17 protein-coding genes are annotated in these 14,198 nt (G+C 70.0%); 8 read left to right on the top strand and 9 right to left on the bottom strand.

Going from position 1 to position 14,198, the window contains the following annotated elements:
* Nucleotides 1-256 precede the first annotated feature (256 nt).
* From ACWEGE_RS34695 to ACWEGE_RS34685, 3 genes are all read left to right on the top strand, one after another.
* Nucleotides 257-706 carry a peptidoglycan-binding domain-containing protein gene (locus ACWEGE_RS34695; RefSeq protein ID WP_449664702.1) on the top strand — a complete coding sequence of 150 codons (450 nt, stop codon included), beginning with the start codon at nt 257-259 and terminating at the stop codon, nt 704-706.
* Nucleotides 707-969: 263 nt separating this feature from the next.
* The gene (locus tag ACWEGE_RS34690) at nt 970-1,455 is read left to right on the top strand and encodes a hypothetical protein (RefSeq protein ID WP_449664701.1); all 486 of its coding nucleotides are present in this window, start codon (nt 970-972) and stop codon (nt 1,453-1,455) included.
* Nucleotides 1,456-1,898: 443 nt separating this feature from the next.
* Entirely contained in the window at nt 1,899-2,564 is a 666-nt protein-coding gene (locus ACWEGE_RS34685) for a hypothetical protein (RefSeq protein ID WP_449664700.1), read from the top strand.
* A gap of 24 nt (nt 2,565-2,588) precedes the next feature.
* Here ACWEGE_RS34685 and ACWEGE_RS34680 read toward each other — a convergent pair whose 3' ends face one another.
* From ACWEGE_RS34680 to ACWEGE_RS34670, 3 genes are all read right to left on the bottom strand, one after another.
* The gene (locus ACWEGE_RS34680) at nt 2,589-3,083 is read right to left on the bottom strand and encodes an allene oxide cyclase barrel-like domain-containing protein (protein WP_449664699.1); all 495 of its coding nucleotides are present in this window, start codon (nt 3,081-3,083) and stop codon (nt 2,589-2,591) included.
* 89 nt (nt 3,084-3,172) lie between these two features.
* Nucleotides 3,173-4,105, bottom strand: coding sequence for a LysR substrate-binding domain-containing protein (locus tag ACWEGE_RS34675; RefSeq protein ID WP_449664698.1), 933 nt, complete (start codon nt 4,103-4,105; stop codon nt 3,173-3,175).
* A gap of 69 nt (nt 4,106-4,174) precedes the next feature.
* Nucleotides 4,175-4,633 carry a MarR family winged helix-turn-helix transcriptional regulator gene (locus tag ACWEGE_RS34670; protein WP_449664697.1) on the bottom strand — a complete coding sequence of 153 codons (459 nt, stop codon included), beginning with the start codon at nt 4,631-4,633 and terminating at the stop codon, nt 4,175-4,177.
* Between the two features lie 57 nt (nt 4,634-4,690).
* Between ACWEGE_RS34670 and ACWEGE_RS34665 the strand changes: the two genes are divergently transcribed.
* The gene (locus ACWEGE_RS34665; RefSeq protein ID WP_449664696.1) at nt 4,691-5,626 is read left to right on the top strand and encodes an amidohydrolase family protein; all 936 of its coding nucleotides are present in this window, start codon (nt 4,691-4,693) and stop codon (nt 5,624-5,626) included.
* 145 nt (nt 5,627-5,771) lie between these two features.
* On the opposite strand, the gene ACWEGE_RS34660 is transcribed toward ACWEGE_RS34665, so the two are convergent.
* The 3 genes from ACWEGE_RS34660 to ACWEGE_RS34650 all read right to left on the bottom strand — a co-directional run bounded on the left by ACWEGE_RS34660 (nt 5,772) and on the right by ACWEGE_RS34650 (nt 8,003).
* Nucleotides 5,772-6,527: a class I SAM-dependent methyltransferase gene (locus ACWEGE_RS34660; RefSeq protein WP_449664695.1), complete on the bottom strand. Its 756-nt coding sequence runs from the start codon at nt 6,525-6,527 to the stop codon at nt 5,772-5,774.
* A gap of 165 nt (nt 6,528-6,692) precedes the next feature.
* Entirely contained in the window at nt 6,693-7,613 is a 921-nt protein-coding gene (locus tag ACWEGE_RS34655; protein WP_449664694.1) for a hypothetical protein, read from the bottom strand.
* A gap of 144 nt (nt 7,614-7,757) precedes the next feature.
* Nucleotides 7,758-8,003 carry a hypothetical protein gene (locus ACWEGE_RS34650; protein WP_449664693.1) on the bottom strand — a complete coding sequence of 82 codons (246 nt, stop codon included), beginning with the start codon at nt 8,001-8,003 and terminating at the stop codon, nt 7,758-7,760.
* Nucleotides 8,004-8,131: 128 nt separating this feature from the next.
* Between ACWEGE_RS34650 and ACWEGE_RS34645 the strand changes: the two genes are divergently transcribed.
* On the top strand, nt 8,132-8,344 hold the full coding sequence (locus tag ACWEGE_RS34645; protein ID WP_449664692.1) for a hypothetical protein: 213 nt from the start codon (nt 8,132-8,134) through the stop codon (nt 8,342-8,344).
* 25 nt (nt 8,345-8,369) lie between these two features.
* Here ACWEGE_RS34645 and ACWEGE_RS34640 read toward each other — a convergent pair whose 3' ends face one another.
* Nucleotides 8,370-8,972 carry a response regulator gene (locus ACWEGE_RS34640; RefSeq protein WP_449664691.1) on the bottom strand — a complete coding sequence of 201 codons (603 nt, stop codon included), beginning with the start codon at nt 8,970-8,972 and terminating at the stop codon, nt 8,370-8,372.
* A complete protein-coding gene (locus ACWEGE_RS34635) occupies nt 8,969-10,108 on the bottom strand; it encodes a sensor histidine kinase (RefSeq protein ID WP_449664690.1) in 1,140 nt (379 codons plus the stop codon). Before ACWEGE_RS34635 ends, ACWEGE_RS34640 begins: the two co-directional genes overlap by 4 nt.
* A 109-nt stretch (nt 10,109-10,217) precedes the next feature.
* On the opposite strand from ACWEGE_RS34635, the gene ACWEGE_RS34630 reads away from it, so the two are divergent.
* Genes ACWEGE_RS34630 through ACWEGE_RS34620 form a run of 3 tightly spaced genes read left to right on the top strand, consistent with a single transcriptional unit; the run spans nt 10,218 to nt 13,293 of the window.
* Nucleotides 10,218-11,102 (top strand): ABC transporter ATP-binding protein, encoded by an 885-nt coding sequence (locus ACWEGE_RS34630; RefSeq protein ID WP_449664689.1) that lies wholly within the window; start codon nt 10,218-10,220, stop codon nt 11,100-11,102.
* A gap of 10 nt (nt 11,103-11,112) precedes the next feature.
* A complete protein-coding gene (locus tag ACWEGE_RS34625) occupies nt 11,113-11,832 on the top strand; it encodes an ABC transporter permease (protein ID WP_449664688.1) in 720 nt (239 codons plus the stop codon).
* Nucleotides 11,833-11,859: 27 nt separating this feature from the next.
* The gene (locus tag ACWEGE_RS34620; protein WP_449664687.1) at nt 11,860-13,293 is read left to right on the top strand and encodes an alpha/beta hydrolase; all 1,434 of its coding nucleotides are present in this window, start codon (nt 11,860-11,862) and stop codon (nt 13,291-13,293) included.
* A gap of 72 nt (nt 13,294-13,365) precedes the next feature.
* Here ACWEGE_RS34620 and ACWEGE_RS34615 read toward each other — a convergent pair whose 3' ends face one another.
* Entirely contained in the window at nt 13,366-14,082 is a 717-nt protein-coding gene (locus ACWEGE_RS34615; RefSeq protein WP_449664686.1) for an SDR family oxidoreductase, read from the bottom strand.
* Between the last annotated feature and the right edge of the window lie 116 nt (nt 14,083-14,198).

The following is a 14,198-nucleotide window of genomic DNA, read 5'->3' as shown; positions in this document are numbered from 1 at the left end:
CACCCTCGCCGCACGATCCCGAACAATCGTTCACCAACCCGACAGCCGGACAGTCTGTAACCACCCTTACCGCATGTGGCCGCGGGGCGGCAGGTTCAGCAGCGGGCCGGCGTCCGATCCCGCCTTCGACGACCCTGGCCGGTTCGCCTCGAAACCCGCTCCCACCAGGGGATTCAAGATGGGTTCCAGGTCCGCGTCCGGACTGCCGTGGAGGTTTGTCCGTGCAGTCAACGAGCCGGAGAGAAAGGAAACGAGAATGAGTGACTTCCGGAAGACGCTCGTCGGGATCGCGGTCGTCGCCGCGGTGGCCGCGGGCGGCGTCGTGGGTGCGGGCAGTGCCTTCGCGGCAGCTGAACCAGTCGCGCAGGCCGCGACGAACCACGAATCCGCCGCGCTCGCCGTGGACAACCTCGGCCTGAGCACCGGCGAGGCCAAGTCCGTCCAGGATTTCTTGATCTACAAGGGTTACAACCCCGGCCCGGTCGACGGGCAGCTGGGCACGGCCAGCTGGAAGGCCATGCAGCGCTACCTCAGGGACTACCGCTACGGCTACCAGGGGAAGATCGACGGGATCGCCGGCTCCGAGACGATCAAGGCCCTGCAGCGCAGGCTCGCGGACGGCTTCGGGTACACCGGTGAGATCGACGGGGTCGCCGGTCCGGCCACCAAAGCCGCGTTCAAGTACTTCGCCAACTTCTGGAGCTGACGCCGGCGTTCATTCCCCGACACGGCGGTCAGCTGCGTGGCTTGGGGTACGCAGCTGACCGCCGGTGGATGCATGAGCGGTTGTGGCGACGAGACCGCGCCTTCGCCCAGGATCCGGATGCCCGCATCACCGCGGTTCCCGGTCGGCCCTGCCGCGAAAGGGTCGAAGCCGCGTTGACGGCCATCAGGGTTGTATCGGCGAGACGGGCCGAACGTTCCCGACGCGCCAGGCAACCGCCGCGGGCTTCCTGGCGTGCTGAAGGCATGACGTCGTCGAGGTCCTGGCTGCCCGAGGCGGCCCTGTTGTGGCTGCCACTGGTGGTGCTGGTCGGCGGGCTCGCGGTGGTGTGGACCGGCGTCGTCATGGCCGCGGACGTGAACCGGTCGGCGGGGCTCTTCCCGGGGCGCGTCGTCTCGACCGACGTCCGGGAGTACTCGACCGCGTACGTCCGGTACACCGGGCCCGACGGGGTGACCAGGACGGAGGCCTTCGAGCACCATCAGGGGCGCGAGATCAGGTCGGGGCGCCAGGTGCAGATCCGGGTGTGGCCGGACGAGCGCCGCGCGGAATTGGACCCCGGTGACGAGCACACGCCGGTCATCGCGGCCGGCAGCCTGCTGACCCTGCTCGGCGCGGGCGCCACCGTCCTGCTGTTCATGTGGCATCGCGGCGTAAGGCTGGATCTGAAGCTGGAGAAGTGGCGGGAGCGGTTCGACGCGGGCTTGTGGTGGCTGTCCCGCTGGCGGTGACGTCCTGCGAGCCCGGCGGAAGAAGAGCGTGGTCCGGTGTTCGTTCCAGCGGCCGGCTGATGAGCGGAGTCCCGGCAGTGTGGACGAACTCCGCGGAGTTCCGAACCGCCGCGCCCCTGGTTCGCGGACTCAGCCGCGGAATTCACCGAGCCAGGACCAATCACCCGGCCGGGTCGCGAGCCGTTCGAGAACCTCCGCCAATCACCGACCCGAATTACCCCGACTCCGGCGCACCCGACCCTTCGTTTCGACCTTCCGGGCTGGTTTCTGCGTTCCAGGTTCCGCGGCGTGATCTTGTGCTCCCGATGGGGCAAAACCGGAGCCGGCGTGGGAGTGGGTCCAGATCACCGGGTTGTCCAGGTGATGCCCGACCCGATCGACCCGTCTTGCCGTGGAGAGCACGCCGGCGTCTGAGGCCCCGGGCCGGCTGCTTGGATGTCGGTGTGACCGTGTACGACCTCGCTCGGCACCTGCCCGCCATCCCGGACCTGCGCCTGCTGTGCCGCGCGCTGGCCGTCCTGGACGTCGTGCTGAGCCCCGGCAGCGAGGACCGATACCACCGGTACGACCTCGCTTGGGCGCCCGGCGAGGAGCTGGCTTCCATGCGGGACGGCTCAGGCAACGAATACTCCATCGTGTTCACCGCCGCCGGGGCCTGCGTGCGCGGGTTCGACCACGAGTCGCCGATGAGCCCGTACGCCACCGACGACCAGCAGCCGTGGCCCGGTGTTCTCGACGCCGTGCCCGAGGTGTTCCGGGCGTTCGTGGCGGACCCGGCGTTCTGCGACGAGTTCGGTACCCCGTATGTCACCGTCTGCCTATGGCGTCAGCACCTCGATGCCACCTGGCGGCACGGGGTCATCGACTTTCCCGACCGCGGCGACGACGGGGCCGACTGGCTGTTCGTCCTGCTGACCGATCCCACGCCCGAGGCCTATCAGGACTGGGCGCAGGACTACTACGAAATGCCGGTCGACCTCGACGCGGTACGGCACGTCCACACCGGACGGCCGCTGACGCCCAGCGTCGTGACCGCGCTCAACCCGGCCACCACCCTGGCCGCCGTCGCCGGCCGTGTCGCCGCGATCGGTTACCCGATCCGCTCGTGACGTCGGATCTCGATTCCGGGCGAGTCATCGCGTTGCCGCGTGGGTGATTTCGGCTCGCATCCGCTCGTTCGGCGTCGCGATGTCCCACACCCGGACCACGCCCTGCGCGTCACGGTAGGCGCCGGTGCCGCCGGTGATGGCCATGTCGAGCGGGCTCTCGCCGGTCACCCAAAGCGCTTGCATGGTCAGCGATCCCTGCTCGAGCCTCCCCGTGAGCACGCACTGGGTGGTGACCTTGGCGCCGTCGACCTGGACGACCTGGCACGAACCCCCGCCTTGCCCGACCCGGTGACCGTCCTTGAGCAGCCAGCCGGAATACACGTAGAGATCACCCACACTGGTGCCGGCCGGAGGCAGGTCGGGGGCCGCGTACTGGTCGTTCTCGACCCCCAGTTCCAGGATTTCGGGATGCGCCGGCCGGCTCGCCGGGCCGCTCTCCGCCCCGTAGGCACTGATCCCGCCACCGGCCAGCAGCGTCCCCGCAGCAGCCACGACGACGGCCTTCTTCAGCGTTGTCATCTGATACATGATCTTCTTCCTCGTCTCCGGATTGCGTCCGACACGAGAAAGTTATGACGCCGAGGACATCATGACCAAGACCAATATCGCTATGGCGTTATAGCCGTGGTGGTATGCGACCCGCCGGACATCCAGTCCCAGCCGATGATCGTGTCGCGCAACCCGCGGGCGGCGGCCGAGAGGTGGTTGCCGGCGCCCCAGTACAGGGTGAGCGTCCGGCGGCAGTCCGGGGCGTCGACCGCGATCCAGGCGGCCGACGTGCTGGGGATCGAGCGTTTGGCGAGGTCGGGAACGAGGCCGACACCGAGGCCCGCCTTGATGAGTTCCGCGATGGCGCCCAGCTCGTCGCCCTCGCAGACGATCTTCGGGGTGAGGTCGCGGGCCGCGAAGAGCCGGTCGAGCAGCCGGCGGTGCCAGTGCCCTTCGCCGGCGGCGATGAAGGGTTCGTCGGCCAATTCTTCGACGGTCACCGAGGTCCGGCCCGCCAGCGGGTGATCGAGCGGAGTGGCCAGCCACATCACCTCGTCCAGCAGCGGGACGGCGTCCAGCCCGTCGGTGTGGATCGGCTGGGAGGCGACGCAGAGGTCGACGTCGTGGGCCAGGAGGCGGCGGGCCATCTCCGCGGCGGAGGTCTGGCGAAGTTCGACTTCCACGCCGGGACGAGCCTGCTTGAAGGCCGCGAGCGGCCCGATGAAGGTGAGGAAGGTTTCCGAGGCCAGCCGCACGGTGCCGAAGCTCCCGCCGACGGCCTCGGCGACGGCCCGCCGGCCCGCTTCGAGTTCGCCGAGCGCGCGTTCGACGTAGTCGCGGAAGATTTTTCCGGTGTCGTTCAGCCGGAGCCGCCCGGCGCGATCGAACAACGGCGTGCGGAGTTCGCTCTCCAGGCGGGCGATGGTGCGGCTCAGTGACGGCTGGGCGACGTGCAGCTCGTCGGCCGCGTGGCTGAGGTGCTCCAGTCGCGCCACCACGAGGAACTGCCTGAGCGAGTTCAGGTCCAATGGCCGCCATACCTTCCTGACCATAACCGCGCGCTGATGCCGATCTAGGGCACGATAGCTCTCCGGCTATGGCTTCGAGGTGCGGCACGGTGATCAGCCGAGGGTGATCACCGGCACGAGCTTGTGGAGCAAGGCAACGAGCTGCCGGCGTTCCTCGGGGGAGAACACGCCGAACGCCTCCGCCTGACGCTCGCGCCGGCGGGCCAGCAGGCGGGTCAGCCGTTCGCTGCCGTCCGGGGTCAACGTCACCAGGACCTTGCGTTCGTCTTCGGGTGATCGGCGACGCACCACCACTCCGGCGGCTTCCAGCTGCTGGAGCATCCGGGTGGCCGTGGGGATGGACACGTCGGCCGCGGCGGCGAGCCGGCCGACCGGCAGTTCCGGCTCGGCCGCCAGGGGCTCGAGGAGGGTGACCTGGGGTAGCGACAGCCCGCCGTCGCGGTCCGCGCCGGCCGAGCGGGCCTTGCGCATGGCGAAGAACACCGCGTCGGCCGCCTGGACGAGCTCGTCGACCTCGGCGGCGGTCGGTGGGTGGTTGCCGGTCGTCGTCACGGGAGTTAGTCTAACAAAGTAATAGTTAGCAACCTAGCTATTAGGAGGCTAGGCATCATGGGTGACCGGATCGACGTCCACCAGCACCTCCTCCCCGCCCGCTACCGGGCAGCGCTCGAAAGCAGCGGCACGACGGCGGGCGGGTGGCCGACGCCTTCGTGGAGTCCCGGCGACGCGACCGCGATGATGGACGACGCGGGCATCGCCACCGGAGTGCTGTCCATCAGCGCACCGGGCGTCCACTTCGGCGACGACGCCGCGGCCCGTGACCTGGCGCGCGAGGTGAACGACTTCCAGGCCGAGCTCGTCAAGGACACCCCTGATCGCTTCGGGCACTTCGCCGTGCTCCCGCTGCCGGACTTCGACGGCGCTGTCACCGAGGCGGTGCGCGCACTCGACGAGCTGCACGCCGACGGCGTCGTCCTGCTCTCCAACGCCCGGGGCCGCTACCTGGGCGACCCGGCGTACGAGCCATTGTGGACGGAGCTGGCCGCGCGCCGCGCCGTGGTGTTCGTGCACCCGGCCGAGCCGCCGATCGCGCGGCTCGACGGTTTGCCGAGCCCGCTGCTGGACTTCCCGTTCGACACCACGCGCACCGCACTCGACCTGGTGGCGCACGGGGTGTTCGACCGGCACCCGCAGCTGCGGATCATCCTTTCGCACGCGGGAGGTTTCCTGCCGTTCGCGGCACACCGGTTCGCCGGCGCGGCGATGTTCAACCCCGGTACCACTCCGGACGGCATCCTGGCCGGGCTGCGCAAGTTCTACTTCGACACGGCGTTGTCCGCCTCGGCGACGTCGCTGCCGTCGCTGTTCGCTTTCGCCGAGCCGGGTCACGTCCTTTACGGCAGTGACTTCCCGTTCGCGCCGAAGGAGTGGCGAGGCGAGTTCGACCGGTACCTCACCACCTACGACGGCCCTGGCGCGGAACGGTTCCCCGACATCGACCGCGGCGCGGCGGAGGCGTTGTTCCCCCGGCTCACCACCGGCTGACGTCGTTAAAAAATCGCGCCGGGACCGGCTCTTCCGCACGGAAACAATGGACCGATCCGGGCCGAGCCGACACGGAAGGCCGGCGCGGCGCAGGATCGTCGACTCCGCGCGCCGGCCTGCCGCCTGCTCCCGGACATCCCGTTGTCTACACCTTGCTCGCCACCACCAGGTAGTTCTCGGCCTCAAGGGTGAACGTGCTCATTTCCGTCCGGAGTCCGACCCGGTGCAACTCGGCTTCGAGTTCGTCGTACCGGTAGGGCCAGCTCGACAGCAGTTCCGAGCGGGCAAGAACCGACCCGGCCGGATCCACCTGCGCGATCGCAATCTCGATGTGGTGCTCGTCCTCCCAGTTCGGCGCAATGTCCCAGCGGTAGACCACGACGGCATCGCGCCCGTTCCGGCGGACGAGTCGGTCACTGATGTCCAGCCGGGAACCCCTGGCCCGCACGAGTTCCCAAGTGCGGGACGTGAGTACCAAGCGTCCGCCACGGCGCAGAAGCCGTGACATCGACGCCAGAGCAGCAACCCTGCTTCGCGCGCCCTCGGCATGGTGCAGCGAGTTGCCGACGCAGAACACCATGTCGAAGGTGTCGTCATCGAAATGACCGGGCAGCTCTTGCCAGTCCGCCCGCACTGTCCGGACAGCTGCCCCGAACTCCTCGGACAACTCCGCAGTCCGGCGAACCATCGCTTCGCTGGCGTCAGTGGCGACAACGCGCATGCCACGACCGGCGAGGCCAACCGCCAACTGTCCGGTCCCGCAGGAACAATCGAGGACGTGAGCGTTCGGCGGCAGGAGACCGAGGACGTCGTCGAACGACGAAGCGAACTCCGCCGGAGCCAGCCTTGCGTCCGAGATGAGCCACTCGTACACCTCGGCAAGCGTGTTGTAGCCACTCACAACCACTACCTCCGTCACGCGGCAGACCCCACGGTGGCCATCAGTACATCAGCGAGGCAAGCCGGTCACCAATGGTTTTCGCAGGGGCAACGCGTCCGCGCACGCCGCCGTCCGGATGCCTTGGGTCGCTGGTCAGTTTCCCTCAGCCTGGACGTCTTCCTCGGCTCATGGCACGCGGACGATCGCCTCCGCCGGTAGTGGCCACTCCGCGGTGACGACGCTGAGCCGATCCCCGTACGGAAAGCGATCACCCTCGTCGGCAGGTAGCGGACCGCGGACGAAGCACCGATGCAGCAGCAGTTCGCGTCGCTGGTCCAGCGGTTCTGTCTCCTGCTCGGACCAACCGGCCCGAAGCGCCGGAGGATCGCCGCCTACGTCCACCTCTCCGTCCCAGTTCAGGTGCAGGCCGTCCTGATCGGAGTAGAACCGGGGGAAGGATGTCCGCCACTGCGAGTTCGAACCCCAGCCGTGTGACAGGTCGTCGGTACGGCGTTCCCCTCGGCGGAAGGTGAAGTAGAGCGTCGAAGTCGTGGCCACCGTGGCGTCCACGAGGTGCCGAGGCGCTCGCACCCGCACGCCGGCGCGGGCGAACAGCAGGTCTCCGAACCACAAGCCGGGCCACAGCACTTCCTCCACCGTCACGCCGGTCGCGGACGGGTCTTGCACGACGGCGACGACTTCGTGATGGAACGGCGAGTACGTGTCCGCGCGCTCGAACGGGGTCAGTCCGATGGCCGAGAAGAACTCCGTGTGCATCGCTCGCCCACTGACGTCCATTCGGGTGGCGCGCTCATCTGGGAGACGAAGCCCGGCATCGAGGTGGCTGTCAGCGCAAAGCCGCTCGATCAGGTAATCGCTGACCCGGCTGAGCCCGTACAGCTTCATGATCCGCCAGGACTGCTCGTCGTCCCCGGTGTACCCGCCGGCAGGCAACCGCTCCCGGCGACGCAGTGGCGCCAGTTCGGCCAAGTGCTCGGCCGCTGCCGTCCGCTGGCCGCTCAGGTACTCCCAGCACGCACCGGACTCGTCACCGTGGTCGAGCACGCCTTCGTACAGCCGCCGGAAGTACAGCCAGTCGAGTTCCACGAGGTGATCATGACCCAGCCGGCCGACACCCGCAACGAGGTTCCTCGCCGGTCAGAACCATTGGGGTGCCAACACAAGCGGCGCCCATGGTGCACTGGAGGCGGCGCGCCGAGCAGATGATGCAGGCCTCTCGCGCAACCACCGCTACCTGCTCATGCGCAGGAGCAAGGCGACCGCGTCCTCCGAGTGGGCTGGTGGCGCGAGTACCTCCTGCAGGAGCAAGCCACGCATCGCGGCAATGGTGACGGTGGCCGAAGTCAGCGCTTCCTCCGGGGCGTGCCCTTCGCGTTCCGCCAGCGAGGCCAGCACCTTGGTCAGGTCGTCGAATGTGCCCGGCCGGGCGGCCTCGACGAGGGTTTCGTTGTCCCGGGAGCGCTGCGCCTGGAGCATGGCCGCCAGGACACCCGGAAGGGACCCGAAGTGGTAGCGCAGGAGAGCGTGGCTGGTCTCGGCTCTGGCGGGGATCTCACGCAGCCGGGCGAGGAGCCGCTCGCGGGCGTCGCCGTTGCGTTCCGTGCTTGACTACTGAAGCAAACCCACGCCGACGCGTTCCTGGGCTTCCTCACCGGGGAACGGCCGTCTACCAGAACCTCGCGAAGAACGCGGCCACCGTCCTGCACCGCCTGACCGCCCGCGGCGGGTCCGTCACCAGCGCGGTCCTGCGCGAGACGCACGTGACCGGCCTGCAGGCCTCGTTCCTCAGCTACCTCAGGACCTGCCGTGCCCGGTGAGCGCCCGTGCCGAGGTGCAGGAGGCTTACAGCCAGTCGTGCTCACGGGCGTATCGGGCCGCTTCGTGGCGGGTGCGGGTCTGGGTCTTCTGCATCGCGTTGGACAGGTAGTTGCGGACCGTGCCCTCCGCGAGGTGCAGCTGCCCGGCGATGTCGGCCACCGCAAAACCCTCGCGGGTCGCGCGCAGGACGTCCAGCTCGCGGTCGGTCAGCGGGCAGTCGTCGACGACGGCCAGCGCCGAGACGTCCGGGTCGATCCAGCGCTTGCCCGCGTGCAGGGTCTTGATCACCGAGGTGATGTGGGCCGGTTCCGCCGCCTTGCTGACGAAGCCCTGGACGCCGAGCTTCAGCGCCTTGCGGAGCACGCCGGGGCGGGCGTGCCGGGTCAGCATCAGGATCACCTGCTCCGGCCGGGCCCGGCGGATCCGCTCGACCGCGCCGAGCCCGTCCACGCGGGGCATCTCGAGGTCGATGACCAGCACGTCCGGCCGGTGTTCGAGGGTGGCCGCGACCGCCGTTTCGCCGTCGTCGGCCTCGGCCAGTACCGTGATCTCGCCTTCCAGCGGCAGCAGCGCGGCCAGTGCCTTGCGGAGCAGGGCCTCGTCGTCGGCGAGCACTATCGTCGTCATCGTCGGGCCTCCTTGGGCGCGGGGAAGGCCGCCGCGGTGCGGAAACGGCTGCCGGAGTGCGAGACTTCCAGCTCGGCGCCGTGCTCCGCCAAGCGCTGCCGGAGCACCGCGAGCCCGCCGAGCTCGGGCGGGCCGGTGTCCGGGGCGCCGTCGTTGACGATCGCGATCCCGCGCCGGGTCAAGGTGATCCCCACCTGGCGGGCTTCGGCGTGGCGCAGGATGTTGGTCGTCGTCTCGCGCAGGACCTGGCCGAGCAGCTCGCCCGCGGCGGCGTCCACTTCGGACTCGCGCTCGACGCGGACGTGGATGCCCGCGGCCTCGAAGAGGTTCTTCGCGTTCTCCAGCTCGGCGGACAGGTTGAGCCGCCGCTGGGCGTACGCGAGTTCCTTGGTCCGGTCGATGGTTTCCCCGACCAGCTCGTGCACCTCCCGCAGTTCCTCGCGCGCGCGGGCGGGTTCGCGGTCCAGGAGCTTCTCGGCCAGCGCCACCTTCAGCTTGACGACGTGCAGCGTGTGGCCCTGGATGTCGTGCAGGTCACCGGCGAAGCGCACCCGCTCCCGGCTGACGGCCAACTCCGCTTCGCGGTCGCGGGACTGTTCCAGCTCCGCGATCAGGTCGAAGAAGCGCTGGCTGACGAACATGAAGGCGGTCGAGACCAGCATGGCGGCCGCGGGGACGGCGGCGAACTGGAACAGCCGCCAGCCGAACCGGTCGTCGTGCACGAGCACGTTCGTCGCGCCCAGGAGCGCGATCAGGGCGGCCAGCCCGCCGAGCGCGGCGAGCCGGTGGCGCGGCAGCGGCGGGATGAGGTACGAACCCACGACGGACAGGCCGAAGAACGCGGCGGTGTCGTCGGTCAGCGCCCCGGCCAGGCAGACGACCGAGGCGACGACCAGGCTCGGGCGCGCGACGCGCAGGTAGTCGCCCGCGGTCCAGCGCTCGGCGGTCGCCAGCGCCGCGACCAGCCCGGCGACCTGGATCACGACGTGCCACCAGGTCCGGGCGGTCAGGAACAGCAGCAGCACGCCGACGATCACCAGCGGCGGCACGGTCGTGATCAGGTTCAGCCGGCGCAGCCGCTCCTGGACGCCCCCACCGGTCCAGGAGCTCCTTCGCGCGATCATCGGCACTTCCACGAACCCGAGCGTATCCGGCTGAGCGGGCACCACCAGTGACACCACGTCACATCCCTGGGTGACGTCGCCGCACTGCCGGGCCGCGCCGATCCACGGTGGACTTCGAGGCATGTCCACGACACCGGTCATCGACGTCGATCGCCTCACCCTCACCTACGGCGGCTTCCCCGCCGTGAAAGACCTTTCGTTCCAAGTGGATCGCGGGGAGCTGTACGCCCTGCTCGGCACGAACGGCGCCGGCAAGACCTCGACCCTGGAGACGGTCGAAGGCCACCGCGCACCGACCTCGGGGGCCGTGCGGGTGTTCGGCAAGGACCCCCGCGACCGCGCCGCCGTCCGCCCGCGGCTGGGGATCATGCTGCAGGAGAGCGGGTTTTCCGCCGACCTGACCGTGCGCGAAACCGTCGGCCTGGTCGGGCGGCTCACCGAGCGGCACGACGACGTCGGGCGCGTGCTCGGCGTCGTCGGCCTGACCCGCAAGGCGGGCACCAAGGTCGGACAGCTGTCGGGCGGGGAGAAACGGCGGCTCGACTTCGCCACCGCCGTCTACGGCACGCCCGAACTGGTCTTCCTCGACGAGCCCACCACCGGCCTCGACATCCAGTCGCGGGACGCGCTCTGGGACGCCGTCGACCGGCTGCGCGAGGACGGCTCCACCGTCGTGCTCACCACGCACTACCTCGAGGAAGCGCAGCAGCGCGCCGACCGCATCGGGCTCATGCACCAGGGCGCCTTCTACCGCGAGGGCACCGTCGCCGAGCTGACCAGGACACTGCCCTCGACCATCCACTTCGGACTCCCGGCCGACGCGCCGTCGCCGCCGCTGCTCGCCACCCGGGGCGTGGACGGCAAGTACCTCGTCGAGACCTTCGGCCTGCAGAAGGACCTGCACACGCTGCTCGCCTGGGCGCAGGACGAGGCCGTGGAGCTGCTCGACCTGCAGGCCGGGCCGACGCGGCTCGACGACGTCTTCCGCGCCATCGAAAACTCCTGAGAGGACGAACATGCTGACGATCGCCCGCGGCGAGCTGCTCCAGCTTTTCCGGAACCGGCTCGTCCTGGTCACCGCCCTGGTCCTGCCGGCCGCGCTCAGCGCGTTCTTCATCGCCCGGCACGACCTGTTCGCCGAGGTGGGAAGCCTCGGCTACATCGCGACGCTGACGTTGTTCTTCGTGCTGGGCATCGGCCTCTACACCACGACGGTGACGACGCTGGCCGCCCGCCGCCAGAACCTGTTCCTCAAGCGGCTGCGCTCGACCGCGGCCGGGGACGCCGGGATCCTCGGCGGGCTCCTGTTGCCGGTCACCGCGATCGCGGTGGTCCAGATCGCCGTACTGCTCGCGGTGCTGGCCGTGGTCACCGGGAAGCCGGCGAACCCGCTCCTGCTGGCCGCCGCCGTCGTGGCCACCGTGGTGATGATGCTCGCGCTCGGCCTCGCCACGGCCGGGCTGACGAACTCGCCGGAACACGCGCAGGTGACCACACTGCCGATCAGCATCGGCGTGATCGCGGTGGCCGGCTGGGTCGGCCTCACCGGCACCGGCGAGCTCACGCTGCTCAAGCGCCTGCTGCCCGGCGGTTCGGCGGCCGAGCTCGTGCTCGACGCGTGGAACGGCGGGAAACCGGCCGCCGATTCGCTGGTCCTCTTCGCCCCGACCCTCGCCTGGGTCTTCGTCGCGGTCGTGCTGGCGACGCGGCTCTTCCGCTGGGAACCGCGCCGCTGACCGCGGTGCGAACGAAAGGAAATTCCGATGCGCAAAGCACTACTGGCCGCGGCGATCGCCGTGGTGGGCGCGACGACCGTCGTCCCCACCGCCTCCGCCGCACCGAACGCCCTGAGCTGGGGTCCGTGCCCGGCCGGGGCCTTCCCGACGCCGGACCTGCAGTGCACGACCCTGAAGGTCCCGCTGGACTACCGGGCGCCGGGCGGGCGCACGATCGACATCGCCGTGTCGCGCCTGCCGAGCAAGAACCCGGCGAAGCGGCGGGGCGTGCTGCTGACCAACCCGGGCGGTCCGGGCGGCGGCGGTCTCGACTACCCGCAACTGCTGAAACTCGTGAAGCTGCCGCAGGACGCGCTCGACACCTACGACATCATCGGGTTCGACCCGCGCGGGGTCGCGCACAGCACCCCGGTGACGTGCGACCTGACGCCGGAGCAGATCGCGGTCGGCAACCTGCCGTACGCGCACGGCCCGGCCGACGTCGTGAAGCAGGCCGCGCTGGCGAAGCGGGAAGCCGAGCAGTGCGCCGGGTCGAAGACCGGATCGATGCTGCCGTACGTCACCACGGCGAACACCGCGCGGGACATGGACCGCATCCGGACGGTGCTCGGCGAGCCGAAGCTGTCCTTCCTCGGCGCGTCCTACGGGACGTACCTGGGCGCGGTGTACACGACGCTGTTCCCCGAGCGCAGTGACCGCATCGTGCTGGACAGCAACCTCGGGCCGGGCGGCTACGACATCGCGGCGATGCGCGGGTTCGGCCGGGGCATGGAGGACCGGTTCCCGGACTTCGCGGCCTTCGCCGCGGCGCACCCGGAGTACGGGCTCGGCCGCACGCCCGCGCAGGTGACGGCCAAGTTCCACGAGCTGGCCGCGCGGCTGGACCGTACCCCGATCGAGGGCATCACCGGCTCGGTCTTCCGCGGCCTGACGTTCAGCGGCCTCTATTCGACCGACCTGACGCAGCTGGCCGAGGACTGGCAAGGGCTCGACGAGGGCCGGGCCCCGAAGCCGCCGGCGGAACCGGTGACCGGGGTGGAAAACCTGCTGGCGTCCCGGTTCGCGGTGATCTGCGGGGACTCGGCGTGGCCGCGGTCGATCGCGAGCTACCAGCTGGACGTCGCCGTCGACCGGGTCCGGTACCCCTTGCTCGGCGCGGCGAGCGCGAACATCGGGGCGTGCGCGTACTGGGCGCCGCCGGCCGAGCCGCCGGTCCGGATCACCGGCCACGGCCCGGCGAACGTGCTGATGGTGCAGAACCAGCGTGACCCGGGCACGCCGGTGTCCGGGGCCCGCAAGCTCCGCGCGGCGTTCGGCGAGCGCGCCCGGATGATCACGATCGACCAGGGCGGGCACGGGGCCTACCTGTTCACGCCCAGTACGTGCGGGAACGCGCTCGTGACCGAGTACCTGGTGAGCGGGAAGCGGCCGGACGACACCTTCTGCGCCGCGGGAAGCTGACCGCGAGCGGTCGGTGCCACCCCGATCATGGGTCGCCGCGGCGGCCCATGATCGGCCTCGTCCCCTGGCCCGCTATCCGCGGGGCACCGTCTCCAGGACGAATCCCCGGGGCGGCCCGGACAGCGCGGCCTTCGCCTCGGCGCCGAACCGGTCGGCGATGATCTCGGTGGTGCCGGCCTCGATCCCGTCGAGCGCGGTCCGGACGACGTCCACCGGATCGTTCATCACCGCGTCGCTCGCGTGCGTGCGCATGGTCTCGGTCGCGGTGGGGCCGAAGACCACGCCGCTGACGAGCGTGTCCTGACCGGCCAGCTCGAGCCGGACGCCGTTGGTCAAGCTCCACTGCGCGGACTTGGCCACGGCGTAGGCGTTGTTCCCGTCGTAGCTCAGCCACGACAGGTTCGACAGCACGTTGAGGATCGCGCCGCCGCCGTTGCCGCCCAGCACCGGCGCGAACGCCCGGATCATCGCCAGGGTGCCGTAGAGGTGGACGTCGAGGGTGGCCCGGATCTTTCTCAGGTCGCCGTCGACGAGGTTGACCCCGTAGGAGACTCCGGCGTTGTTGACCAGCAGGGTGACGTCCCCGGCCGCGGCTGCGGCCGCCGCGACCGACGCGGGGTCGGTGACGTCCAGCGGCAGCACCTCGACGCCCGGGAGATCGACCAGCTCCGGTCGGCGTGCCGTGGCGTAGACCTTGGCCGCGCCCCGCTCCAGCAGTTCCCGGGCGAAGTGCTCGCCGAGGTCCCGGTTGGCTCCGGTGACGAGTGCGGTGGCTCCGCGCAGTTGCATTGTTCCCTCTCTTCGCAGTTGTGCCGTACCGCCAACGTATGGGCCCGCGAAGCGGCAAACGATGGCTGATCGCGTCAGATTTTTAGCCGTCTGCCTCACTCGGCGAGAGTGATCGG

The organism is Amycolatopsis sp. NPDC004747 (genome assembly GCF_053601335.1).
Note: the sequence above shows the minus strand (reverse complement) of the source record. Positions and strands in the feature narration are given on the sequence as shown.

Excerpts from the sequence above, each read along its gene's own strand:
- ACWEGE_RS34650 (WP_449664693.1), bottom strand. The coding sequence starts at position 8,003 with ATGCTCCAGGCGCAGCGCTCCCGGGACAACGAAACCCTCGTCGAGGCC.
- ACWEGE_RS34630 (WP_449664689.1), top strand. The coding sequence starts at position 10,218 with ATGTCCACGACACCGGTCATCGACGTCGATCGCCTCACCCTCACCTAC.
- ACWEGE_RS34675 (WP_449664698.1), bottom strand. The coding sequence starts at position 4,105 with ATGGTCAGGAAGGTATGGCGGCCATTGGACCTGAACTCGCTCAGGCAG.
- ACWEGE_RS34620 (WP_449664687.1), top strand. The coding sequence starts at position 11,860 with ATGCGCAAAGCACTACTGGCCGCGGCGATCGCCGTGGTGGGCGCGACG.
- ACWEGE_RS34640 (WP_449664691.1), bottom strand. The coding sequence starts at position 8,972 with ATGACGACGATAGTGCTCGCCGACGACGAGGCCCTGCTCCGCAAGGCA.
- ACWEGE_RS34625 (WP_449664688.1), top strand. The coding sequence starts at position 11,113 with ATGCTGACGATCGCCCGCGGCGAGCTGCTCCAGCTTTTCCGGAACCGG.
- ACWEGE_RS34615 (WP_449664686.1), bottom strand. The coding sequence starts at position 14,082 with ATGCAACTGCGCGGAGCCACCGCACTCGTCACCGGAGCCAACCGGGAC.
- ACWEGE_RS34665 (WP_449664696.1), top strand. The coding sequence starts at position 4,691 with ATGGGTGACCGGATCGACGTCCACCAGCACCTCCTCCCCGCCCGCTAC.
- ACWEGE_RS34690 (WP_449664701.1), top strand. The coding sequence starts at position 970 with ATGACGTCGTCGAGGTCCTGGCTGCCCGAGGCGGCCCTGTTGTGGCTG.
- ACWEGE_RS34680 (WP_449664699.1), bottom strand. The coding sequence starts at position 3,083 with ATGACAACGCTGAAGAAGGCCGTCGTCGTGGCTGCTGCGGGGACGCTG.
- ACWEGE_RS34695 (WP_449664702.1), top strand. The coding sequence starts at position 257 with ATGAGTGACTTCCGGAAGACGCTCGTCGGGATCGCGGTCGTCGCCGCG.